Below are 22,538 nucleotides of genomic sequence, written 5' to 3' on the forward strand. Positions count from 1 at the left end.
GTCAGAGCCTGCGGCTGAACCGGACCTCGGCCAAACGCCCAACATCGCATTTGCGCGCGGCATCGACCCCACGGGGTTCGGGCGCCGGCAATGCGACATCGATCAGAATTTCTCGATCCTCCGGCAAGGAATAGGTGGATGCGGCCAGCAATTCCTCCCTGCGCCGCCCCGCCGCGCCGGTGATGTTCACGACCTGCCCCTTCAGCCACTGATCGGAACCGATCATACGGACGTCTGCGGGCGTGCCGGGACCAATCACTTCAGCCTTCCGTTCTGGAAGGGCGACCTGGACGAAGCGTCGACGGCAATCGATCAGGTCGAGCACCGGCTCACCTGCGCGAATGGCGGCGCCGGGACTGGCGGCCGCCGCCCATACCAAAGTTCCCGCCGGGGCACGATAACTCGCCCGGGCCAACGCGTCCTTCAATCTCAGACTGGCCTGACGGTAACGGGCAGTCGCGTCGCTCAACGTCTTTTCGACCGCCTGCTTCTGCAAGAGCAGACGATCACCCTGCTGCACCGCATAGGGCGCGTCATTATAGCTGTCGCCGATAAACACCCCGGCTTCCGCCGCGCTACGCGTAACCTGAATGGCCCGCAGCCTGGCGGCCGCGCTGCTGCAATTGCTGCTTTTAAGCGATGCGGCGGCTTCCGCCTTCTGCACCCCGGCGGGCGATATGAAGCCCCGCGCCGCCAGAACGCGCGTGCGGGCAAGATTGGCGGCTTGCTCTGCGCGTTCGGCCTGGCATCCGGCGAGATCTGCCTGCGCGGAGTCGCGATCAGCGGTAAGGCGCGTTGCCATCGCGCCGGAAAAAAGCGTCGCGCGCTGCTCCAATCGCTGACTTTGGCCGTTCAGTTCGGCCAATTGACGTTCGCTGAGCGCCATTTCCGTCTGCGCCATCTCGGCTTGAGCCTTTAGCTCGGCAACCTCGCCCGTATCCTGCGACAGGTCCAACAAATGTATTCCGGTGGCTTTGTCGAAATAGTGGCCGTTCGCCGGGAGATCGGCGACTGTTCCATCGGCGGCGGCCGTCAGCCTGATCAGCGGAGCATTGATCGCCGCCTGGGTGGAAACGTCGTTCAACACATAGGGGGCGAAACCCATGGCCCCGCCACCGATCAGGGCGGCCGCCAATATGATACGCGTCATTCGCGCGCGCAAAAGATTTTGAATATCAATCATTTTCGCCGCTGACCCGCTGCCTTCTAACAATCTTCCGAAGCGTAACATCGGATAGTTAGCAGCGCGTTAATGACATTTCGCCAGCGCCCTCTTGTGCCGGTTCTATTCGGCACGCGGGGTATTATACCAATATGAGTTGATCAGGACCCGCCAGCCAGAGCCGGTTCGAAAATGGATCGACTGCATCCAATTTGCATTCGATCCATTTTCAACCAGGCTCTCAGCACCATCGATTTGCGATCGCTATTGAACCAGTCGAGCCGTCTGGAGCGCTGTGGAGAAGAGTTGCAGCAGGGCCGTAGTGATACTGTCATCGGCTGTCACGGTCTGCACCAACGGAGAACCATTGACGCCAGATGACGCGCAACTTTGCAGCGCGGTCAGAACCTGATCGGAGCTCCCGGCCTTTCCTGCCGGATAGGGCGAAGGAGGAGGCGGCAAAAACGGCGCAATATTCGTCTGCGACCAGCTGTCGCCGGAAAGAGATTCCGGCAGATATTGCGTATAGAGGATCGCGATCTTGATACCCTTGGCCTTGATGGCCGTGCATTCAGTCAGTTCGCTGCTCCGCATTGGTCCGAAATATCGGCCGCCGCCATTTGGCTGATCCAACATGCCGTCCGTAATGATGAACAATATCTTTTGTGGTGTCGCTCCGGGGGCACCCGTTCCCGCATTGGGGATGAGGTTTTTCATCGTAGTGAGCATGTTCGTTACTTCGGTGGCTTTATCGTCTATATTGCTCCCACTCGTCGGCATAGAGTTCTTCCACCAATAATCATCCGCCGGAAACAGGGATGTTGCCGAAAATCCGCTGCCGTAGGACGCGACATTGTTCAAACTATTGAGCGTCCTGACGGGTGTAGTATTGCCGGACCGCGTCCAGTCGAATGAAAACATCTGTGCCCGATAGGTGACTTGATATTGCGATGCCTGGTTGGCCGCGAAGGGGATCAACTGCGATGCGGCCAAAACCATGTCGTCCTTGCGCAGAGTAATGCTGGAAGGGCTACCATAGATTCTACCGTAATTATGTGTAAGCCAATAGCCGTCAGCCCAATATCCGGTGTCGTAGACGGTACTCGTTGCAGTGCCCGTAGTTGTGGTTGTAGTTGTGGTCGAGGAACCCCCGTTAGTCGGCGTGGAAACCTTTGTTGTAGTCGTGGTCGGCGTAACCACCTTGTAGACGGTAGAAGCACCGCTGGAACTGGAGGTAACTGTATAAGTGGTCACGTTATAAGTACTGACAGTGGTGTCGATGTTCCGCGTATTGCCGTTCGATCCGGATGTCGTCCGCGTAGGCCCCGTCACCGTCGGTGTCGTGGATGACGTCATGAGATTACCCGCGCTGTCATAGACCAGGTTGGCAGATGAATCCCACCTGTAGAAGACATTCTGGGTCGTGGAACCAGACGTATAATATCCTGCCGATAGTAATATATGACGGCTTTGCTGATCCTTGACGTAAATATTGTCGGTTTTCGGAAGCATCGCATGGCATGCAAAGGCGCAGCCGTTCGCATTTTCGCTCGTCTTGGTGGCCGCGATTATCTTGCTCACTCCATCCGAAGTCGCAGGCAGGAGCATTGATGGCGAATTGTCCATCGCAAGGTAAAAATCGACATTGGGCGGTTGGGCAGCGCTTGCCGAAGACGTTCCGCTCACCGTCAGGGTGCCTGCCCCCAGAATGCCACCGAATACATTGACCGACTTGGCCGTGTAGCTGACGGTAGCCTTGCGAAGATACCCCAGTGCGCCGCTGCCGCCGGAGGTCCCGTCCGTAATCGTGGGGGTCACCTGAAGGTTCTGGTAACCGCTCAGGAGACTCGCCTGTGCACTGAACATAGTACGCGCGGCAGCAGTCGCCTCGCTGTTCGACTGAAGGATCATCGATGGTCCGACAGCCGCAAGCGCCGCTGCGTCGGCAGCGGCGTTCAGGTGCGTCTGGAGGCTCATGGCGCGAGAATAATCGATGCCAAACCCGGTGACGAAGGTCAACGGAATGAGCGAAAATGCCATGATCATCATGGCCCCGCCTTGCTGATCGGCCTTTAGACGAGCAGCGAGGCTGGCCATCGCTGCCGAAGAACGGAGACAAGAGAGTTTTGTCATCGGTCAAGCACCTAGTAAAGACGAGGAGTCATGTAGATGGTGTGGGTGAGCGCCGTGGTCCGGATAGGTATATAACTGACCGATGGCGTGAAATTGTAAGTGATCTTGCCCATGTACAGCCAGCCGCCGGCAGTACCGACCTGGGTCTTGTTGGCGATGCCGGGAACAAGATTTTGACAAACATTCGATCCGTCCGGCGACGTCGGCACCATAGTGGAATTGATCATATCGGCTGGGATTGAGATGACGGCATTAGCCGACTGCGTCTCGATAGTTGGAAGCGTACCCGCAGTATGTTCTGAAGTTGTAGGCGTGACGATGCTGCCATCGACATTCTGCGTCTGCGCCTGGGTCCATACGACATAGGCATGCGTGGCGTCGCAGACCCGAAGCAGCGAAATCTGCTCGGTCGCGTTGTTGAGCTTGTAAGGCGCCAGGACAACGGCACTAGCGCTGAGATAGGATTTCGCATTGGCGCTCTGCGGCGCGTTGTAGATGACCGTGGGCGACATGGTTCGGCTGGTGAGATCGACCAGCGAACGGGTCGCTATCGTCACCTTGCGGTTGCAGGCGATCATGTCCGACAGGCAAACGCCGCCCGTGTACATGAGCACAAGCACCGGCAGACAGATCGCGAATTCCACGATGACTGCGCCGCGCGCATCCTGCCTGAAGCGCTTCAGCATGAGCTTTGCGATGCGTTGCATGAATAATCTTCCGTCGTGAACACCGACGTCGCCACAAGCTGGCGATTGCCATTGGGCTGATTTATCAGGTTCAAGCCTAGCGGCCCTTTTCCTGTCGGCCACAAATACACCAGCTGAAGAACGACGATGCGGTTTTTGCCGCTACCGCCCGACTGGTAGATGTAGCCCGTCCCCGTCGAGGTCAGCACGCCATTGCTGTCATACGTGAATGTGGGCGCAGACGTGCTGCCCACATTATAGCCGCTTGCGGTAGTAACGTTGACCGTGAGCCGAGCGCAGGTGAGCATCGCGGGCAGGAGCGATGGAACGCTGACGGCCTGCCCGCTCGAATTAGTGCCGGAATACCCATTGCAGATGGCGTCTTTGAAGTCATCGGATGTCATGCCCATGTGACCATTGGCCATCTGGGTCGTTTGGGCTGAGCCAGTCAACAGCAGGCGCCCTGCGCTTTGAGCCGCAGTCTCCAGCATCTGTTGCGCCAAATATATCATCATCGTGTATAGGATCGCGAATAGCAGCGCGAGCAAAGCCGGTGCGACGATGGCGAATTCCAGGGCAGCCGTACCCTTCCTGTCTTTCGACAGGTTCGTACCGAAGCGGCGAACCGCTTTCAGTGGGTAAAAGATACTGCGTAAAATCGCCACGTGAGGGCATCCTTAAAGCTATATCAAAGGCTATATCGCCGATCAGCGTTCAGATTTCGTAAACGGCCTAGACGGGCACTCTGGGCGGTCATCGACGCCAGTTCCGGATATTGCTTTTGTAACGCTTCGCCTCACGAGCATTGTGTGGGCGGGCAGCAGCCCTGCATGGCCCGCCTTCACGGAGGGACGATTCTTTCGTGCCACCCATGTGCAGGTGCTGATGCGCTTCGACGATCGAGTACCCGAAATCGGGCGATGATTTCCTACCTGACAAAGCCTTAGAGATCAGTTCGCGCGGGCATTCCGGGACGAGTGAAGGGTGCGCCAGATGGGCAGACCAGGCTCAGTCGCCGGGGAAGCGCGGAACGATGCCAACATCCTCGAAGAAGGTGGATGCCTGGTACAGCGTGGGTCCGGCATAGGCTGGCGCGTCCGGAGAAGCCATCATCCAGGCGACCGTGCGTCCGGTATCAGCGGGCGTATAGGACGGCAGTCCGCCGCCAAACCCCTTGGCGGCTTCGCCATATTGCGCCGTCATGGCTTCGGTGATGGTCAGGCCGGGCTGTATGTGGAAGCTCGCAATCCCCTGATCCCGATATTCCAGATCGACAAATTCCGCGAGTTTGCTGAAAGCGGCTTTTCCCGCCGCGTATAGCAGGCCCCAGCCGCCCTCGGTCAGCTTTCGTTCGCAGAGCATGCTGCCCGCGCCACTGGTGATGAAGACGATACGTCCGCCGCCCTGTTTCAGCATGGGTTCAAGCGCGCGCTGCGTGATGTGCAGTTGATTGACCATCATCCCGCGCATGGCCGCTTCCGCAGCATGCGCATCGATTGCGGAGATGGGCGACATGATGGCGGGTGACTGATAGATGGCGTTGTTGAACAGGCCGTCGATCCTGCCCCATTTGGCAAGCACCGCATCCACTGCGGCATCAATGGATGCGCGGTCCAATATGTCCATCGAGATACCCAAAGCCTCGCCGCCAGCCGCTTCGACCTCATCTACGGTTGCTTCGATGCTGCCGGGTACGGCAATAGCCTCCGACGCGACGGAACTCGCCAGTCGTCCTTCGCCTTCCCGCCGGGTACGACCGGTAACCGCGACGGCGAATCCACACTTTGCGAGTTCCAGTGCGGCTGCCTTGCCGATCCCGCGCGTTGCGCCCGTTACTATTGCCACCTTGCGCATACCCAAAGCTCCTGATGATCGTAGAACGTCGGGTTTTTGCCGATCGCCAGCCGCCCTTGTTCCGGGAAATCGGGTCCGCCGCAAGCCAGATCATGATGTCTTTCAGCATCGAGGGATGCTCGAAACGCTGCTTTTTTGAAATGCCTCTAACCGGAATTGCTTCTACCACTTGACAAAGGTTGATATTCGTCAACTATTAGGAGCAGATGGCCGTGTAGTTGCGCCTCAGCAGATGATCTGCCGTGGGCGCCGCTGGCCACCGTTTGAAAATGCTAATGAGATAAACCTTAGAGAGAGTATCAGGCTATGGCCCACACGAAGTTCCACCTTGGCTATTTCACGAAGTTCGGCGCGACTTCCTGGCCGGGCGATGGCAAGGAGTTTGGCTCGCAGTGGGCGGATGGTTCCTATCACAAGGAACTGGCCAAGATGTTGGAGGCGGCGAAGTTCGACTTCGTCTTCTTCGAAGACAGCCTGATCGTTGGCGATCGCTATGGTGGCTCGATGGAGCTGGACCTCAAGAATGCGACGCTGTCGCCCAAGCTCGACCCCATGCCGCTGCTGCCGGTGATGGCACAGGAAACATCGCACATCGGCCTGATCGCGACGGCTTCGACCACCTTCTATCCGCCCTATATCCTCGCGCGCCTGCTCTCGACCATCGACTCCCTGACCAAGGGGCGTGCAGGCTGGAACATGGTGACGTCGAGCGAGAAGAACGCCGCGTTGAACTTCGGCATGGAAAAGCTGCTGCCGCCGAACGAGCGGTACGACATTGCCGATGAGTTCGTCGAGCTGGTCAAGAAGCTGTGGGATAGCTGGGAAGAGGGCGCGCTGGTCGCGAACACGGAAACCGGCGTCTATGTCGATCACACCAAGGTCCACACCGTCAATTTCGAGGGCAAGCATTTCCGTTCGCGCGGGCCGCTGAACACGCTGCGTTCGCCGCAGGGCTATCCAGTTCTGGCGCAAGCGGGCGCGTCCGAGCGTGGACGGCAGTTTTCGTCCAAGAATGCCGAAGTCGTGCTGGGCATGATGACCGGCGGCGTTCCGGGGATGAAAGCCTATCGCCAGGACATTCGGGACCGCGCCGAAGCGCAGGGCCGCAATCCTGACGATATCAAGGTCTTCTTCCTGACGCCGGTGGAAATCTTCCCCGAAGGCGGCGAGCGGCCCGAAATGAGCGAGGCCGAAAAGCAGGCTTCGTTCGAGCATAATATCGTCATGGCTTCGTCGTCGCTGGACGTCGACTTCTCGCTTTATGACGTGGACGCGCCCGTTCCCCAGGACATCGTGGCAGGCGGCCACACCAGCGCCCTTGAGTATATGAAGAAGGCGGGCCGGGAAGAGGGTAAATCCCTCCGCGACCTGTTCTCCGTCGGGAAGGGTGCGAGCGGCATGGACTTCAGCGGCACCGTGGAACAGGTTGCCGAAAAGATGATGGCGGTGATGGACGAAGTGGGCGGCGACGGGTTCCTGATCGAAGGATCGGGTTATAACCATCAGCTTGCCGATCTGGTCAACGGCGTCATCCCTACCCTTCAGAAGGCAGGCGCCGTGCGCACCGAATATGAAGGCACGACGCTGCGCGAAATCCTGCGCGAATTCTGACGCGATTGGCGTGGAGCGATTGCGCTGCTCCGCGCCTTCCTCAATCTTGAAGCTGGAGCGCGCCTGCACATAGCGGCGCGCTCCAGTTGTTTTGGCATCCCCGACCGCGTTGGTTCACGCGGAGCCACAGCCGCGAGCCGCTGTTAGCGCGGCCGCAAAAAGGCTCGCTTGGAACGCGGCATCCCCTGCGTTAGGGTCCTTGCAGACGGCCAGGAAGTCGTGGGCAAATGGGAGAGGAAAGCTTGACTGAAACCGACAAGATCGCTGCGACTTTGGCGATATATGCCCTGAAAGCGCGCTACTTCCGGTCCATGGACAATAAGGATTGGGCCGCGCTGGAGGCGGTCTTTGCGCCCGACCTGGTCGCAGATTTCCGCGATGCCGCCGGGGAACGGGACGAGAGCATGCTGATCCACGGCGCCGCGCCTTATATGGCACGCCTGACGCCGATGCTGGAGCAGGTCACAACCGTTCATCACGGCCATATGCCCGAGATTCACATCGAAACGGACAGCCAAGCCAGCGGCATCTGGGCGATGGAGGACAAGCTGTGGGTTCAGGAAGGCTCGCCCCTGCCCTTCCGCTGGATGCACGGCTATGGCCATTATCACGAACGCTATGTGCGGTTCGCCGACGGCTGGCGCATCAGCGAGATCCGCCTGACACGCCTGCGTATCGACGCGGGCTGACGGCCGTTACAGCTCCTCCAGCGCCGCGCTGGCTTCGATCCAGCTTTCCTCGATCGTACCCAGCTTCTTTTCGACCGAGGCGCGGCGGACCATGAGGTCGGTCGTGGTCATTTTCGCTTCGGCGCCCGTCGCTGCCTTCGGGTCGAACAGCGCCTGGTCGATGCGGCTGCGTTCGGCCGAGAGCGTCGCCATCTCCTTTTCCGCCTTGCTGATTGCCGATTTCAGGCTCTTCTGCTTTTCGCGCCATTCGGCTGCATTACGCTTCTCCACCTTGCGGTCCTTGGGCGCGTCGCCTCCGCTGCCGCCGCTGTCGGCCTTACGCAAGATGATGTCGGTATAGTCTTCGAGGCTGCCGTCAAACGGCTGGGCCGTGCCGCCATCCACCAGGACGAGGCGATCGGCCACCAGCTCGATCATATGGCGATCGTGGCTGACGATGACGACCGCGCCCGAGTATTCATTGAGCGCCTGCACCAACGCTTCGCGGCTGTCGACGTCCAGATGGTTGGTCGGTTCGTCAAGGATCAGGAGGTGCGGCGCATCGCGGGTGATCAGCGCCAGCGCCAGTCGGGCACGCTCGCCACCGGACATGGAGCCGACCTGCTGCGTTGCGCGCTCGCCGGAAAAGCCGAAGCGGCCAAGCTGCGCGCGGACGGCGCCCGGCGTCGCGCCCTTCATGACGCGCGTCATATGCTGGAGCGGCGTGTCGGCAATGTCGAGCTCCTCCACCTGATATTGGGTGAAATAGCCGACATTCATCTTGGCCGAGCTGTTCATCGACCCTTCCATCGGCGCCAGCTGCGCGGCGATTAGCCGGGCGAGCGTGGTCTTGCCGTTGCCGTTGCGGCCGAGCAGCGCCAGCCGGTCATCGGGATCGATGCGCAGGTTCACGCGGCGCAGCACCGGCGTGTCGCCATAGCCGACCGCCGCCATGTCCATGGTGATGAGCGGCGGGCGCAGTTCTGGCGGGCTGGGGAAACCGAAGGACAGCGACGGGTCCTCGATCGCGGCGGCGATGGGCTGCATCTTCGCCAGCGCCTTGGCGCGCGACTGGGCCTGCTTGGCGGTCGAGGCGCGGGCGGAGTTGCGGGCGACATAGTCCTGCAACTTCTCGCGCTCGGCCTGCTGCTTCACGCGTGCGGCCTCCTGCTGGGCGAGGCGTTCGGCGCGCTGCCGTTCGAACGCGTCGTAGCCGCCGGGATAAAGGGTGATCTTCCCGCCTTCCAGATGCAGGATATAATCGACCACATTGTTGAGCAGGTCGCGTTCATGGCTGATGACCACCACGGTGCCGCGATAATTTTTGAGGAAGCTTTCCAGCCACATCGTCGCTTCGAGATCGAGGTGGTTGCTGGGTTCGTCGAGCAGCAGCAGGTCAGGCTCGGAAAAGAGCAGCGCGGCGAGCGCGACACGCATTTTCCAGCCGCCCGAATAGCTGTCGAGCGGTCGCCCCTGCATTTCTTCGTCAAAGCCAAGGCCTACCAGAATGCGGGCGGCACGAGCAGGGGCGGTATAGGCGTCGATCGCCATCAGCCGCTCGTAAATATGGCCGAGACGATCGGGATCATGGGTCGCTTCGCTCTCCGCCATCAGGGCGGCGCGTTCCTTGTCGGCGGCCAGCACGGTTTCGAAGGGCGTCGCCGTGCCAGTGGGCGCTTCCTGCGCGATATAGCCCAGGCGCGTGTCGCGCGGCATGTCGCAACCGCCATCGTCGGGGTCGAGCTGGCCGATCATGACCTTCATCAGCGTGGACTTGCCCGCGCCGTTGCGACCGATCAAACCCACGCGGCTGCGCGGCGGCAGCGCGGCACTGGCGCGGTCGATGATGGTACGGCCACCCAGCCGCACGGTGATATCCCTGATATTCAGCATGGCCGCGCCCCTAGCAGTTGTTGCGCGACTTGTCAGCGGTGCAGACGCAATCGGATGGGCAGAGACATCGTGCCAGTTATCTGGATTGCACAACCCCGTTCGGGCTGAGCTTGTCGAAGCCCTCTTCTTAAAAGAAGTAGAGCCCTTCGACAGGCTCAGGGCGAACGGTAACGGGACGAAGCCCTAATCTTCTATCGCTGTTCTTCCGCATAAAGCGTGAACTGGGCGTGCAGACCGCCGTCCGACGATTGACCAAGCCACAGGTCGAACAGGCCAGGTTCAGCGATGATCCGATTGCCCTGCCCCACAAATTGCAGGTCGGTGCGCGACAGGGAGAAGCGCACGGTCTTGCTCTCTCCCGGCCCGAGCGTGACACGTTCGATTCGCTTTAGCTCGCGCACGGGGCGGGTGCGGCTGGCCACGCGATCGCGGATATAAAGCTGCACCACTTCGCTGCCGCGCCGGTCCCCCTTGTTGGTCAACCGGGCCGTCACTTCGATCGCGCGGTCCCAGCGCAAGGCGGTGTCGGACAGCTTCAGATTGTCGAGCGCGAATGACGTGTAGCTGAGGCCATGACCGAAGGGATAGCGGGCGCTATTGTCCGTGGTCATGTAGCGCGCGCGATATTCGGTGCGGTTGTCGATCACCGGGCGGCCGGTGGACTTACGGTCGTAGAAGAAGGGTTCCTGACCCGATTCCCAGGGGAAGCTGACCGGCAGCTTGGCGGAAGGATCGACCCGGCCGAACAGGATGTCGGCGATGGCATGGCCAGCCTCCGATCCCAGAAACCAGGTGGCGAGGACAGCCTGCGCGCTCGCGACGGCTCCATGCAGCGCAAGAGCGCGGCCGTGACGCAGCAGCACGATGACGGGCTTGCCGGTGGCCGCCACCGCGTCGGCCAGCATCTGCTGGGGCGGCGGCAATTCGATCACGGTGCGCGACTGCGCCTCCCCCGACATGTCCTGCGATTCGCCGAGGGCGAGCAGGATGATGTCGGCTGCCTTCGCCGCCTCGACCGCTTGCGCGATTCCGCCGTCGATCGGCGTCATGATGTCGCAGCCCTTGGCTATGCTCAGCTGGGCGGGATCGGGCATGGCGGCGCGCAGACCGGCGGCAATGTCCACGCCCTTCCCCTTGTCCCCATAAAATGCCCAGGGGCCGTAGATATTGGCGCGATCCTCACCGAACGGGCCGATCAGCGCGATCTTCTGGCGCTTGGCAGGATCGATCGGCAGGACGCCGCTATTCTGGAGCAGCACGATGGAACGGCCCGCCGCTTCCCGCGCCAAAGCCCGGTGCGCGGGCGTGGCGATGCGGGTGTGTTCGGCCTCTTCGCTGATGGAGCGATAGGGATTGTCGAACAGACCAATCGCCATCTTCACATAGAGGATGCGGCGCACGGCGACATCGATCGTCCCCATCGGCACCGCGCCGCTCTTCACCAGATCGGGCAGGTGGCGGATATAGAGGCCGCTCTGCATCGACATGTCGACGCCCGCCAGCACGGCAAGGCGGGTGGCATCCCGCTCATCCTCCGCAAAGCCATGGGCGATCAGCTCCTCGTCCGCCGTATAGTCGGAGAAGACGAAGCCGCGGAACTTCATCTCGCCGCGCAGCAGGTCGGTCAGCAGTTCGCGGTCGGCTGTGGCGGGGACGCCGTTGATCTCGCTGAACGCCGCCATGGTGGTGAGCGCGCCTGCTGCGAAGGCAGAGCCGAAGGGCGGCAGGTGCGTTTCTCGCAATGTTTCGTCGGAAATATCGACGCTGCCATATTCAAGGCCCGCCGCGACCGCGCCATAGGCGGCGAAATGCTTGGGGCAGGCAAGGAGCGAATCGTCTCGCCGCAGATCGCGCCCCTGGAACCCCCTGACGCGGGCGGCGGCGAACAGCCTGCCGAGATAGACATCCTCCCCCGCCCCTTCGACCACCCGGCCCCAGCGCTGGTCGCGCGCGACATCGACCATCGGCGCGAAGGTCAGATGCAGCCCGGCCGCGCTTGCCTCCTGCGCCATGGCGCGGGCCGTGCGTTCGGCGAGCGCGGGATCGAAGCTCGCGGCTTCGGCCAGCGGCACGGGGAAAATGGTCTTCAGCCCATGGATCACGTCGCCCGCCAGCAGCAAAGGGATGCCAAGGCGGCTTTCCTTGACGGCGATCTCCTGCGCGCGGCGGGCGCCTGCCACGCCGATGCCGTTGAACAGGCAACCTACCCGGCCCTTGCGCACCTCTTCGGCAAGCCGCTTTTCATCCTGAATGCCGACTTGCGGATTGGGCGGATTATAGGGACGGAAGCTGTCGGTGAGGCAGGTCATCTGCCCCGCCTTTTCCTCGATCGTCATGCGGGCGATCAGCGCATCGACGCGCTCCACTTCGGACGCGGCGAACGCGCGGCGCGCAAAGGGGAAAGCGAAGGAGCCGGACATTGCGGCAGCCAGGAAGGCGCGACGGTCGATGGTCATTGGACGACAGCGTAACGGATGAACCCTGCCGGGCCAACGCCCCGCTCCGCCATATGTTGCCGCCGCGCGGTCAGGCGGGCGCGAACAGCTTCGTGCCGACGACGCCGATGACGATCAGCGCCATGAAACCGGCCTGCACGGGAGCAACGCGGTCGCCGAACAGGATCATGCCGCCAATGATGACGCCAACAGCGCCAAGGCCGGTCCAGATCGCATAGGCGGTTCCGGCCGGAATACCCTTCATCGCGAGGGCAAGCAGGCCCATGTTGAGGAAGCTCAAGGCGATAGGCACGGACGAAGCCTGCCAGCTGCCGATGGTCGCCGCCCATTTGAGGCTGAGCGCCCAACAGATTTCAGTGAATATAGCAATGCCAAGCACGAGCCACGCCATGACGAGCGGTCCTTTTTCAGGCGGGCTCGGATGGAAAGCGCGCAGGCCGGAAACCCGAAAGAGGCGGCGCGCCCGCAAAGGCTGGTGGACAGGGCTGGATTCGAACCAGCGTACGGGAAACCCGGGCAGATTTACAGTCTGCTGCCTTTAACCACTCGGCCACCTGTCCAGTGCCCTGACGCGGCAAGCAAAAACTGCCTTTTACCGCGCTGGAGGCGCGCTCAATGGCGAATGGAGGCTTGCCTGTCAATGGTGGTATGTGAAAAGAGCGCTTCCATGAAAAAAGGACATCGCAGCGCAAAGCCCAAGGGCAACTTCCCCCGCTTCTACGGGCGGCATGCCGTCATCGCGGCTCTCGCCAATCCGAACCGGGTGGTCCGGAAAATATGGGGCACGCGCGACGCGCTCAATGCGCTGGACCTGCCGCCAGTGCTGCCCATCGTCTATGCCGATGTGGCGGACCTTGGCCGCATGGTGCCGTCCGATGCTCCCCATCAGGGGATCGTCGCGGAGGTTGAGCCGCTGGATGACGTATGGCTTGGCGAGGCGCTGGAAGCGGGGCAGGACGACCGGCGACCCGTGCTGGTGCTCGACCAGGTGACCGATCCGCATAATGTGGGCGCGATCCTTCGGTCGGCGGCGGCATTCGACGCGCTGTGCATCGTGACGCAGGACAGGCATGCGCCGCCTGAATCGGGCGTGCTCGCCAGGTCCGCGTCCGGCGCGCTGGAAATCGTGCCATGGGTGCGCGTGGTGAACCTTGCCCGCGCGCTCGATGAGATTGCGGAGGCGGGATATTGGCGCATTGGCCTGGATGGTGAGGCGGATACGATATTGGGCGAGGCAATCGGCGAATCGCGTGTTGCGCTGGTGCTGGGCGCGGAGGGTGAAGGCCTTCGCCACAACAGCATGGCCCATTGCGATATTTTGGCTAAACTGCCGATCAGCCCGCGGATGGAGAGCCTGAACGTCTCCAACGCGGCTGCGATCGCCCTGTACGCCGCCGCGAGCCGGTAACGGGGCACAAGGCGCGCCGCCTTCCATCGGCGCAGGGGAACGGGGGACGATATGGCTGTTATTCTTCGCGCCGCCAGCGCATTGGCCTGCTACCTGATGCTGGGCGCTTGCCTGGTGACGCCGGGCAAGTTCGAATCGACCCTCGATATCCGGGCGGATCGGCAGTTCAGCTTCACCTATAAGGGCGAGATAATCTCGTCCGACATGAAGGGGCTCGGCGCTCCCGGCAATGACCCTGTCGGCGATGGTTCCCCCGAAAAGAAGGACAGCGCCCTTCACAAAACCGCGATGCAGAAGGGCCATGAAGAAGGATTTGGCGGTGGCAGCGCTGCCGGTGACGAGGCGCAAATGCAGGCAATGGCTGCCGCGCTTTCCAAGGAGAAGGGATTTCGCTCGGCCCGTTATATGGGCAACCATCGGTTTGAGATCGACTATGCGATCAGCGGACGGCTGACCCACAGCTTCCTCTTCCCCTTCAACAGCGACGCGGAAATCGTCCTGCCGTTCGTCGCGATCGAGCTGCGCGGCGACGACCGGGTGCGGGTGAAGGCGCCGGGCTATTCCAACGGGTTCGACAAGAGCCGTGAGCCGATGGGGCAAAGCGGGCCGGGAGAGGACGCGTCAAAGGCGCTCGACGGCCACTTCACGCTGACTACCAACGCGGAAATCGTCAGTCAGAATCAGGAGGAGGGCGCGCAAAGCACCGCGGAGGGCAAGCGGATCGTCTGGCGGATCACCCCGCTGACGAGCGAGGCGCCCATGGCGACGCTGCGCGTCAGCCGGTAACGGGCGCCCCAATCGGGAGGATCAGTCTTCCGGCGCGATGGTGACGCGCAGGCCGTCCAGATCGTCGTTCATCACCAGCTGGCACGACAGGCGGCTGCTCTCATTGCGATGATCGGAGCTGTCAAGCAGGTCGTTTTCGTCTTCGCTCAGCGCAGGCAGCTTTTCGGCGAAGGCGGGATCGACATAGACATGGCAGGTAGCGCAGGAGCAGCAACCGCCGCACAGCGCCAGAAGCTCGTCAAAGCCGTTGTCACGGATGACTTCCATCACGGACAGGCCGCTGTCGCCCTCGACAGCCTGCTCTTCACCCGCACGGTTGACCACTATCAGTTTAGGCATGTACCTCGATCCCAAAATTTTCCACCGCCGCTCATAGGCGGGGGCGCCGATAAATCAAGAGCCGGAAACAAGCAGAGCATGGTCACCACCCCGGAACAGCTGCGCGAAAGCCTGGACGCGATCGCCATCCTTGAACCCGGTTTTGCCGCCGCATTGGCGCGGGTCGGCTATCCCCTGCCGCGCGTGCGGGAGCCTGGATACGAGACACTGCTCCGCACCATCGTCGGTCAGCAGGTGAGCGTCGCGTCGGCAGCCGCCGTCTGGCGCAAGCTGGAGGCGGAACTGGGCGAGGGATGCGCGCCCGGCCAGTTGCTCTCCCGCGATTTCGATGCGTTGCGCGCCTGCGGCCTGTCCCGTCAGAAGCAGGGTTATGCGCGTAGCCTCGCCGAACTGGTCACCAGCGGGCAGGTCGACCTTCACGCCCTGCCCCAGGATGACGAGGAGGCGATCACCCTTCTCACGCAGATCAAGGGCATTGGCCGCTGGTCAGCCGAAATCTACCTGCTGTTCGCCGAAGGGCGGCCCGACGTCTGGCCTGCGGGCGACCTGGCCGTCCAGATCGAGGTGGGCCGCATCCTTGGGCTTCCCGAACGGCCCAGCGAGCGCGAGACGCGGGCGCTTGCCGAACGGTGGCGACCCCACAGGGGTGCTGCCGCGATCATGGCCTGGCATCATTATAATACGGAGGTACTCTAAAGCCATGACCCTGCCCCATGCCCGCTACATCGTCCTGGAACATGAAGGCGTCTGGAAGATCAATCTGGACAACCGATACTATGGCCCCTTCGCCACCCGCGAAGCCGCAGTCGAAAACGCGACCGAGACGGCGCGCAAGGCCGGAGATGGTGGCTACCCGGCGAGCGTCCTGCTGATGCAGGGAACCAAGTTCGATACGCTCTGGACGAACCAGGAAGACGCTGCGTCTTCCTGACTTTTTTCGATTGTTGCGGAACCAGATGGCGGGCTGGACATTATCGGCTCCAGTTTCGCGGGCAGAGGCATGAATAAGAAGGTTCTAATCGTCGAAGACGAAATTTTCGTCGCACTGGAGATCGAGCAGATCGTGGAGGACGCGGGTTTCGCGGTCAGCGCCATTGCCGCCGACCGTGAAAGCGCCCTTATGGCCGCTAATGATTGCGACATCGCTTTGGTGGATTTGAACCTGCGTGACGGGCCGACAGGGCCGGGCATCGGCATGGAGCTTGCCGCCCGATATGGCGTTCGGGTGATTTATGTGACCGCCAATCCCGCGCAGATCGGCGTCGCGGCCGAAGCCGCGCTAGGCGTCATAACCAAGCCCTTCCGACCGCACAGCATCGCCCAGACGCTTCGCCTCGCAGCGTGTGAACAAAGGGACTTGGAGACAGCCGATATTCACGGCTTCACGCCATTTCAGTCAAAGCCCGGCTCATGGAACGGGATGGAATCCACAGGCTGATCACCAGTCCTTCAGGCCGCCAGTCACGTTGCATTCGTCCGCCCAATTGCCGCTCGGCACTTAGCGCCATGAGGCGGCTGCCGAAGCCTTCATGGCTCGACGGCTTTACTGGTGGCCCGCCTTCTTCCCGCCATTCGATGCAGATGTCCGCGTCCTCGTACCGGACATCGATATGGACACGCCCCGAAGGCGCGGAAAGCGCCCCATATTTGGCCGCATTGGTCGCCAGCTCATGGAAAAGCAGCGCGAGCGGCGTCGCCGAGCGGTCATCGATCGCGGGATCTTCGCCGGAGAATACGATGCGGCTTTCCCCCGCATCGGTATAGGGCGCGAAGATTTGCTCCAATATGCCGCGCAGGCGACCTTGCCGCAGATATTCGTCACCCTCAGCGCTGTGCGGACGAATGAAGTCATGCGCGCGGCCCAGCGCCATGATCCGGTCGCGCAGATCATCTGCCACCGGGCGGATCGCCGGGTCTTCACGCGCCGATAGCCCAATCAGACCCGTGATCACCGAAAAGATATTCTTGATCCGGTGCGACAGTTCGTGCGCGATGATCTCGCGCTCTTCCATCATGAGCTTCTGCTCGTGAATTTCCGTGCAGGTGCCGATCCACCGGGTGATGCGGCCTTCATCGTCGCGGATGGGCAGAGCGCGGCCTAGCGTCCAGCGATATTCGCCGCTGTGATGGAGCAGCCGATATTCTATCTCATACGGGTCGCCGGTTTGCAGCGAATGGCGCCAGCACTGCCACGCGCGTTCGCGGTCGTCCGGGTGAAAGTTGCCGTTCCAGCCATCGCCATCCGTCGAATGTTCGGCCGCGCCGGTATATTCGTACCAGCGCGCGTTATAATAATCATGATAGCCATCGGGCAGCGTGGACCAGACCATTTGCGGCATGGTGTCGGCCAATGTGCGGAACAGCCGGTCGCTTTCCGCCACCGCCTCGGCATCCTTGACCTGCTGGGCAATGATATCCTGGTCGCGACGGCGGCCCTCCAATTCCATCATCACCTGGCGCGCGAGCAGGGAAAGGCCCTGACGTTGAAGCGATGTAAGGTCGTCGCGCGGCTTGTCATCGATGATGCAAAGCGCGCCCAGCGGCACGCCTTCGCCATTGAGCAACGGCGCCCCGGCATAGAAACGGATATGCGGCGGGCCGGTCACCAGGGCATTTGTGGCAAAGCGCGGATCGGCGCTGGCGTCCCGCACGACGAAGATCGCGCCATCCTGCATGGCATGCGCGCAAAAGGAGAGATCGCGCGGCGTTTCTTCCGCATCCAGCCCGGTGCGAGCCAGGAAGCGCTGGCGTTCGTCCTCGACAATGCTGACCAGAGCGATCGGCGCTTCGCAAAGCGCGGAGGCGAATTCGGTTATCTGGTCCAGCGTGCGAAAACCGCCGGCATCCAGATCATAGCGCGCCAGTACGGCCGCGCGATCCGTCTCCAGCCCCCTGCCGTCAGCCATCGCTGACCCGTTCGATATCCGCGCCCACGGCCGACAGTTTTTCCTCCAGCCGCTCATAGCCCCGGTCAAGATGGTAGACGCGGTTGACCTGCGTCTCCCCTTCGGCCGCAAGCCCGGCGAGGATAAGGCTCATCGACGCGCGCAGGTCGGTCGCCATCACGGGTGCACCCACCAGACGGTCGACGCCCCGCACAACGGCGGTGCGGCCATTGACCCCAATGTCCGCCCCCATGCGCGCCAATTCGGGCACGTGCATGTAGCGGTTTTCGAAGATGGTTTCGGTCAGCACGGATGCGCCATCGGCCTTCGTCAGCATGGCCATGAACTGCGCCTGCATGTCCGTCGGGAATGCCGGGAAAGGCGCGGTGGACAATGTCAGCGGCTTCAGCTTGCCATCCGCCGTTACCCTGATCCCGTCCTTCAGCTCATCGACCTGAACACCCGCTTCGCGAAGGGCGGCCAAGATTGCATGCATGTCATCGGCGCAGGCGCCCGCCAGTTCGAGCGAGCCGCCGGTGATCGCCGCCGCACATGCGTAGCTGCCTGCTTCGATCCGGTCAGGCATGACGCTGTAGGTTGCGCCATGCAGACGGTCCCGGCCGTGGATGATCAGCTTGTCGGTGCCAACGCCTTCGATATCCGCGCCCATCGCGATGAGCAATTTGCACAGATCGACAATCTCCGGCTCACGCGCAGCATTTTCCAGAATGCAGGTGCCCTTTGCGAGAACGGCGGCCATCAGGGCATTTTCCGTCGCGCCCACGGACACCACGGGGAATGTGTAGATGCCGCCGGGCAGCCCGCCATCGGGAGCAGAGGCGCGCACATAGCCCGCGTTGATCTCAATCACCGCGCCAAACGCCTCCAGCGCCTTCAGGTGCAGGTCGATCGGCCGGTTGCCGATGGCGCAGCCGCCGGGCAGCGAAACCCGCGCTTCCCCTGCGCGCGCGAGCAAGGGGCCGAGCACCAGGATCGACGCCCGCATCTTGCGCACGATGTCATAGGGCGCCTCGGTCGAAGTGACCCGGCCCGCGCGCAGCGTCATGACACGGCCGAAATCCTCCGGCCGCGCGCCTTCGATCATGGTCGATACGCCTAGCTGGTTCAGCAGGTGACCAAAGCTGTCGACGTCGGCCAGGCGCGGCAGGTTGCGCAACGTGACCGGCTCATCCGTGAGCAGCGCGCAAGGCAGCAGGGTCAGCGCGGCGTTCTTGGCGCCGGAGATGGGAAGGCGGCCGCTGAGCTTTTTGCCGCCGCGTATTTGAATGCGGTCCATCGACTGGGTTCTTAACGCTAAATGCGTCAGGCGCAAGGCACGAGCGATCATTGCGGTTAACGCTACCGTGCTTCCCGGGATACGCTCGCGAAACATTTACACTTTCGGGTCACTGAAATTGATCGAGTTTAGTGCGCGGCCCGCAAATGCAGCCAAAAGGCGAAAGGGGCGTTTTGCCACCGTAACGACAAACTTGATTAAAGGTGCTGTGGGTGGCGACAGGTTGTTTCGCGGACAGGCTCGCAAAGCACGTGCCCTTGTCCGACGAGGAGAGGAACGCGCTGACCAGACTGGAGGAAAATCCGCGCAAGGTAAAGCGCGGGGCCATGATCCAGCGCGTCAATGATACCGTGACGGAATTGTTCGTGCTGCGCGAGGGGCGGGTGATGAGCTTCGTCATCCTGCCCGATGGTAGCCGCCAGATTCTGCGCGTCTATTTCCCTGGCGATTTCATCGGTTCCGCCAGCACGATCTACAACAAGGCGCCCGAATCGCTCGTCGCGCTGTCCGACGCCATTGTCTGCCCGTTCGACAAGCACGCCTTGCGCCGGTTGCTGGAGGAATATCCCAGGGTCGCGGCGCTGCTATTCCTGCTGTCCAGTTCGGAAAAGGTCGCCCTCACCGATCGGCTCGCCTCGCTGGGCCGCACATCGGCCAAGGCGCGCGTGGCGTCGTTCCTGCTCGACATTTTCGATCGGCTGCGCGTCACGGATGACGGCGTTACCGACAGTTTCGATCTGAAGCTGACGCAGGAGGAGATCGGCGACGCCATCGGGCTGACGTCCGTCCATGTGAACCGCATGGTGCGGCAGATGGAACAGGAAGGGCTGATCAGCCGGGCGAACGGCCGCATCACCCTGCTGAACATGGCGAGGCTGGAAGAAATTGGCCATTACACCAATCGGCACAAGGATATGGATCTGGACTGGATTCCCGCCCTTAGCTGACGGGCTGGGCGAGCGTCAGGCCAGCAGTTCGACATCCCAGTACAGCCAGTCGCGCCAGCTTTCATGCAGATAGTTGGGCGGAAAGGCGCGGCCATGTTCCTGCAACTGCCAGCTTGTCGGCCGGATCGGCGTGACGTGCAGTCGCATGCCCGCTTCCTTCGGCGTGCGCCCGCCCTTCCGCAGATTGCAGGGGGAGCATGCCGTGGCCACATTCTCCCATGTCGTCCGCCCACCCGCGCGGCGGGGGACGACATGGTCGAAGGTCAGATCACTGGGCGACCCGCAATATTGGCAGGTGAAACGGTCACGCAGGAACAGGTTGAACCGAGTGAAGGCCGGATGTTCCGACGGCTTCACATATTGTTTGAGCGCGATCACCGAGGGGATCTTCATCTGCAAGCTGGGGCTGTGCACTTCCCGCTCATAGCTGGCGACGATGTCCACCCGTTCCAAAAAAACCGCCTTGATAGCGGTTTGCCAGGGCCAAAGGCTGAGCGGATAATAGCTTAACGGCGTATAGTCCGCGTTCAGGACCAGCGCCGGACAGTTTTCCGGATGTCGTATCAGGTCGGGATGGTACATAAGAACCCTCGAAACCCCATTTGCCAGGTTTCTGATTGATCAGGAACGTGACGGCAACATGACAGCATTAACCACCCCGACCCGTCAAGGGCCTGTATGATCCAATCCTCCCCGCCACAGCATGTGGTAACCCGCTTCGCCCCCAGCCCTACCGGCAGGCTGCATATCGGCCATGGCTGGTCCGCCCTGATGGCGATGGACTTTACCCGCGCGAATGGCGGCTCGTTTCACCTCCGCATCGAGGATATCGACGGCACCCGCAGCCGTCCCGAGCATGTCGCGGGCATAGTTGAGGACCTCAACTGGTTGGGGGTGGCGTGGGACGGCGAGATCGTCTTCCAGTCGCACCGGCTCGATGATTATGAAGCCGCGCTGCAAAGATTGCGGCAGATGGACCTTCTCTACCCCTGTTTTTGCACCCGCGCCGACATCGCGGCCAGCACGAGTGCGCCCCACGGGCCAGAGGGGCCTGTTTATCCCGGGACCTGTCGCGCATTGCCTCCGTCCGAGCGCGAACGGCGGATCGCGGCGGGCGAACCCCATGCATGGCGATTGGATATGGCGAAGGCGGTTGCGGCCGCAGGGGAACTCCACTGGAAGTCTGCCCCTCTCCTCACCTCCGCGCTGCCCCTCTGCGAACAGATGATAGAAGCAAAGCCCCAGAGCGCAGGCGACGTGGTCCTCGCCCGCAAGGATGCGCCTGCGAGCTACCATCTTTCCTGCACCCTCGATGATGCCGCGATGGGCGTGACCCATGTGCTGCGCGGGGAAGACCTGTTTGCCGCCACACATGTGCATCGGCTGCTTCAGGCGCTGCTCGACCTGCCGACACCCGTTTATTGTCACCATCCCCTGCTCGTCGGCGCGGATGGCAAGCGTCTTGCCAAGCGTGATGGCTCGATCGCCCTTGCGGACCTGCGCGCGCAAGGCGTCGATCCCGCCGCCCTCGCCGCCGATCTGCGCGGGGCGCGCTTTCCGGTTGGCATTTCACTGGCGAAGTCATAGATTCAACCCATGAATACCGTTCTTGTCATCGCCCTCATCCTTGCCATGGCCGCGACGCTCTTTGCGTTGATCCGGGGCATCATCGCCTTTCTTCAGACGACGAAGGAGCAACTGAACGCGCCGGACGGCACGCCCAGCCCTTCCAGCCTCAAGCAGAACAAGATGATGATGAACCGTATCCTGTTTCAGGCGGCGGCCGTCATCATCGTTGCGATCCTGCTGCTGATGAAGGGCAACGGCTGATCCGCCGATGGTGAAGCTGAACAAGATCTACACCCGCACTGGCGACGCGGGCACGACCGGCCTTGTGGATGGATCGCGCCTGCCCAAACATGCGCCGCGCATGCAGGCGGTCGGCGATGTCGATGAAGCGAACAGCGCGATCGGCCTTGCCATCCTCGCCATCGGCGAACGGCCCGAAGCGGGATGGCTGACGACGGTCCAGAATGATCTGTTCGATCTGGGCGCTGACCTGGCGACGCCCGTGCCGGATGGTCAGGACGTGCCTTGGGCGCTGCGCATCATCGCCACGCAGGTCAAGCGGCTGGAAGATCAGATCGACGCCATGAATGCCGATCTGCAACCGCTGGACAGCTTCATCCTGCCCGGCGGGTCGCCCGCCGCCGCCGCCGTCCATCTCGCCCGCGCCATCACGCGCCGGGCCGAACGCAGCGCTACGGCAGCGGCCACGGAAGTTGCGCTCAACCCTCAGGCCCTCGCCTATCTCAATCGGCTGTCCGACCTGCTCTTCGTCCTTGCCCGTCGCCTGAATGGCAATGGGGCGGACGACATCAAATGGGTTCCCGGCGCCTCGCGTTAAGGCGGC

The 22,538-nt window shown here is 62.0% G+C and carries 23 protein-coding genes and 1 tRNA gene; 11 read left to right on the forward strand and 13 right to left on the reverse strand.

From position 1 onward, the window contains the following. Position 1 precedes the first annotated feature (1 nt). The 5 genes from ACWNC0_RS19765 to ACWNC0_RS19785 form a co-directional block, all read right to left on the reverse strand. Entirely contained in the window at positions 2-1,150 is a 1,149-nt protein-coding gene (locus ACWNC0_RS19765; RefSeq protein ID WP_449474100.1) for an HlyD family efflux transporter periplasmic adaptor subunit, read from the reverse strand. A gap of 276 nt (positions 1,151-1,426) precedes the next feature. Further along, a complete protein-coding gene (locus ACWNC0_RS19770; RefSeq protein WP_449474102.1) occupies positions 1,427-3,211 on the reverse strand; it encodes a pilus assembly protein TadG-related protein in 1,785 nt (594 codons plus the stop codon). A gap of 95 nt (positions 3,212-3,306) precedes the next feature. Beyond that, positions 3,307-4,002, reverse strand: coding sequence for a TadE/TadG family type IV pilus assembly protein (locus ACWNC0_RS19775; protein WP_449474104.1), 696 nt, complete (start codon positions 4,000-4,002; stop codon positions 3,307-3,309). Then, positions 3,975-4,646 (reverse strand): TadE/TadG family type IV pilus assembly protein, encoded by a 672-nt coding sequence (locus tag ACWNC0_RS19780; protein WP_449474105.1) that lies wholly within the window; start codon positions 4,644-4,646, stop codon positions 3,975-3,977. Before ACWNC0_RS19780 ends, ACWNC0_RS19775 begins: the two co-directional genes overlap by 28 nt. Positions 4,647-4,989: 343 nt before the next feature. Then, on the reverse strand, positions 4,990-5,835 hold the full coding sequence (locus ACWNC0_RS19785; RefSeq protein ID WP_449474107.1) for an SDR family NAD(P)-dependent oxidoreductase: 846 nt from the start codon (positions 5,833-5,835) through the stop codon (positions 4,990-4,992). A 306-nt stretch (positions 5,836-6,141) separates the two neighbouring features. Between ACWNC0_RS19785 and ACWNC0_RS19790 the strand changes: the two genes are divergently transcribed. Beyond that, a complete protein-coding gene (locus tag ACWNC0_RS19790) occupies positions 6,142-7,446 on the forward strand; it encodes an NtaA/DmoA family FMN-dependent monooxygenase (RefSeq protein WP_449474109.1) in 1,305 nt (434 codons plus the stop codon). A 242-nt stretch (positions 7,447-7,688) separates the two neighbouring features. Further along, positions 7,689-8,135: a nuclear transport factor 2 family protein gene (locus ACWNC0_RS19795; RefSeq protein ID WP_449474110.1), complete on the forward strand. Its 447-nt coding sequence runs from the start codon at positions 7,689-7,691 to the stop codon at positions 8,133-8,135. A 6-nt stretch (positions 8,136-8,141) separates the two neighbouring features. Here the strand turns inward: ACWNC0_RS19795 and ACWNC0_RS19800 are convergent, their stop codons facing one another. The 4 genes from ACWNC0_RS19800 to ACWNC0_RS19815 all read right to left on the reverse strand — a co-directional run bounded on the left by ACWNC0_RS19800 (position 8,142) and on the right by ACWNC0_RS19815 (position 13,023). Then, on the reverse strand, positions 8,142-10,007 hold the full coding sequence (locus tag ACWNC0_RS19800; RefSeq protein ID WP_449474112.1) for an ABC-F family ATP-binding cassette domain-containing protein: 1,866 nt from the start codon (positions 10,005-10,007) through the stop codon (positions 8,142-8,144). Between the two features lie 191 nt (positions 10,008-10,198). Next, positions 10,199-12,463, reverse strand: coding sequence for a glycoside hydrolase family 3 N-terminal domain-containing protein (locus tag ACWNC0_RS19805; protein WP_449474114.1), 2,265 nt, complete (start codon positions 12,461-12,463; stop codon positions 10,199-10,201). A gap of 70 nt (positions 12,464-12,533) precedes the next feature. Continuing rightward, positions 12,534-12,854, reverse strand: coding sequence for a DMT family transporter (locus tag ACWNC0_RS19810; protein WP_449474116.1), 321 nt, complete (start codon positions 12,852-12,854; stop codon positions 12,534-12,536). Positions 12,855-12,936: 82 nt separating this feature from the next. After that, positions 12,937-13,023, reverse strand: a tRNA-Tyr gene (locus ACWNC0_RS19815). A 107-nt stretch (positions 13,024-13,130) separates the two neighbouring features. On the opposite strand from ACWNC0_RS19815, the gene ACWNC0_RS19820 reads away from it, so the two are divergent. Together ACWNC0_RS19820 and ACWNC0_RS19825 are read left to right on the forward strand one after the other, a co-directional pair. Next, entirely contained in the window at positions 13,131-13,871 is a 741-nt protein-coding gene (locus ACWNC0_RS19820; protein ID WP_449474118.1) for a TrmH family RNA methyltransferase, read from the forward strand. Positions 13,872-13,922: 51 nt separating this feature from the next. Then, positions 13,923-14,657, forward strand: coding sequence for a hypothetical protein (locus tag ACWNC0_RS19825; protein ID WP_449474119.1), 735 nt, complete (start codon positions 13,923-13,925; stop codon positions 14,655-14,657). A gap of 21 nt (positions 14,658-14,678) precedes the next feature. Here the strand turns inward: ACWNC0_RS19825 and ACWNC0_RS19830 are convergent, their stop codons facing one another. Next, positions 14,679-14,996: a 2Fe-2S iron-sulfur cluster-binding protein gene (locus tag ACWNC0_RS19830; RefSeq protein WP_449474120.1), complete on the reverse strand. Its 318-nt coding sequence runs from the start codon at positions 14,994-14,996 to the stop codon at positions 14,679-14,681. A 78-nt stretch (positions 14,997-15,074) separates the two neighbouring features. On the opposite strand from ACWNC0_RS19830, the gene ACWNC0_RS19835 reads away from it, so the two are divergent. The 3 genes from ACWNC0_RS19835 (at position 15,075) to ACWNC0_RS19845 (ending at position 16,434) form a co-directional block, all read left to right on the forward strand. Continuing rightward, entirely contained in the window at positions 15,075-15,692 is a 618-nt protein-coding gene (locus ACWNC0_RS19835) for a DNA-3-methyladenine glycosylase family protein (protein ID WP_449474122.1), read from the forward strand. Between the two features lie 4 nt (positions 15,693-15,696). Then, positions 15,697-15,927: a DUF2188 domain-containing protein gene (locus ACWNC0_RS19840; protein ID WP_449474123.1), complete on the forward strand. Its 231-nt coding sequence runs from the start codon at positions 15,697-15,699 to the stop codon at positions 15,925-15,927. A 69-nt stretch (positions 15,928-15,996) separates the two neighbouring features. Beyond that, a complete protein-coding gene (locus ACWNC0_RS19845) occupies positions 15,997-16,434 on the forward strand; it encodes a response regulator (RefSeq protein ID WP_449474125.1) in 438 nt (145 codons plus the stop codon). On the opposite strand, the gene ACWNC0_RS19850 is transcribed toward ACWNC0_RS19845, so the two are convergent. Both ACWNC0_RS19850 and murA read right to left on the reverse strand, forming a co-directional pair. Continuing rightward, positions 16,379-17,902, reverse strand: a complete 1,524-nt coding sequence (locus tag ACWNC0_RS19850) for a PAS domain-containing protein (RefSeq protein ID WP_449474127.1) — start codon at positions 17,900-17,902, stop codon at positions 16,379-16,381. The genes ACWNC0_RS19845 and ACWNC0_RS19850 overlap by 56 nt on opposite strands. Then, positions 17,895-19,178 (reverse strand): UDP-N-acetylglucosamine 1-carboxyvinyltransferase, encoded by a 1,284-nt coding sequence (gene murA / locus ACWNC0_RS19855; protein ID WP_449474129.1) that lies wholly within the window; start codon positions 19,176-19,178, stop codon positions 17,895-17,897. Before murA ends, ACWNC0_RS19850 begins: the two co-directional genes overlap by 8 nt. Before the next feature lie 212 nt (positions 19,179-19,390). Here murA and ACWNC0_RS19860 point away from each other — a divergent pair, with 212 nt between their 5' ends. Then, positions 19,391-20,125 (forward strand): Crp/Fnr family transcriptional regulator, encoded by a 735-nt coding sequence (locus ACWNC0_RS19860; protein ID WP_449474130.1) that lies wholly within the window; start codon positions 19,391-19,393, stop codon positions 20,123-20,125. Positions 20,126-20,140: 15 nt separating this feature from the next. On the opposite strand, the gene ACWNC0_RS19865 is transcribed toward ACWNC0_RS19860, so the two are convergent. Further along, positions 20,141-20,707 (reverse strand): HNH endonuclease, encoded by a 567-nt coding sequence (locus ACWNC0_RS19865; RefSeq protein ID WP_449474132.1) that lies wholly within the window; start codon positions 20,705-20,707, stop codon positions 20,141-20,143. Positions 20,708-20,803: 96 nt separating this feature from the next. Here ACWNC0_RS19865 and gluQRS point away from each other — a divergent pair, with 96 nt between their 5' ends. Genes gluQRS through ACWNC0_RS19880 form a run of 3 tightly spaced genes read left to right on the forward strand, consistent with a single transcriptional unit; the run spans position 20,804 to position 22,532 of the window. Next, the gene (gene gluQRS / locus ACWNC0_RS19870; RefSeq protein WP_449474134.1) at positions 20,804-21,712 is read left to right on the forward strand and encodes a tRNA glutamyl-Q(34) synthetase GluQRS; all 909 of its coding nucleotides are present in this window, start codon (positions 20,804-20,806) and stop codon (positions 21,710-21,712) included. A 9-nt stretch (positions 21,713-21,721) separates the two neighbouring features. Beyond that, the gene (locus ACWNC0_RS19875; RefSeq protein WP_449474136.1) at positions 21,722-21,955 is read left to right on the forward strand and encodes a twin transmembrane helix small protein; all 234 of its coding nucleotides are present in this window, start codon (positions 21,722-21,724) and stop codon (positions 21,953-21,955) included. Positions 21,956-21,962: 7 nt separating this feature from the next. After that, positions 21,963-22,532, forward strand: coding sequence for a cob(I)yrinic acid a,c-diamide adenosyltransferase (locus ACWNC0_RS19880; RefSeq protein ID WP_449474138.1), 570 nt, complete (start codon positions 21,963-21,965; stop codon positions 22,530-22,532). Positions 22,533-22,538: the final 6 nt, after the last annotated feature.

This window comes from Sphingobium chungangianum (genome assembly GCF_977014255.1).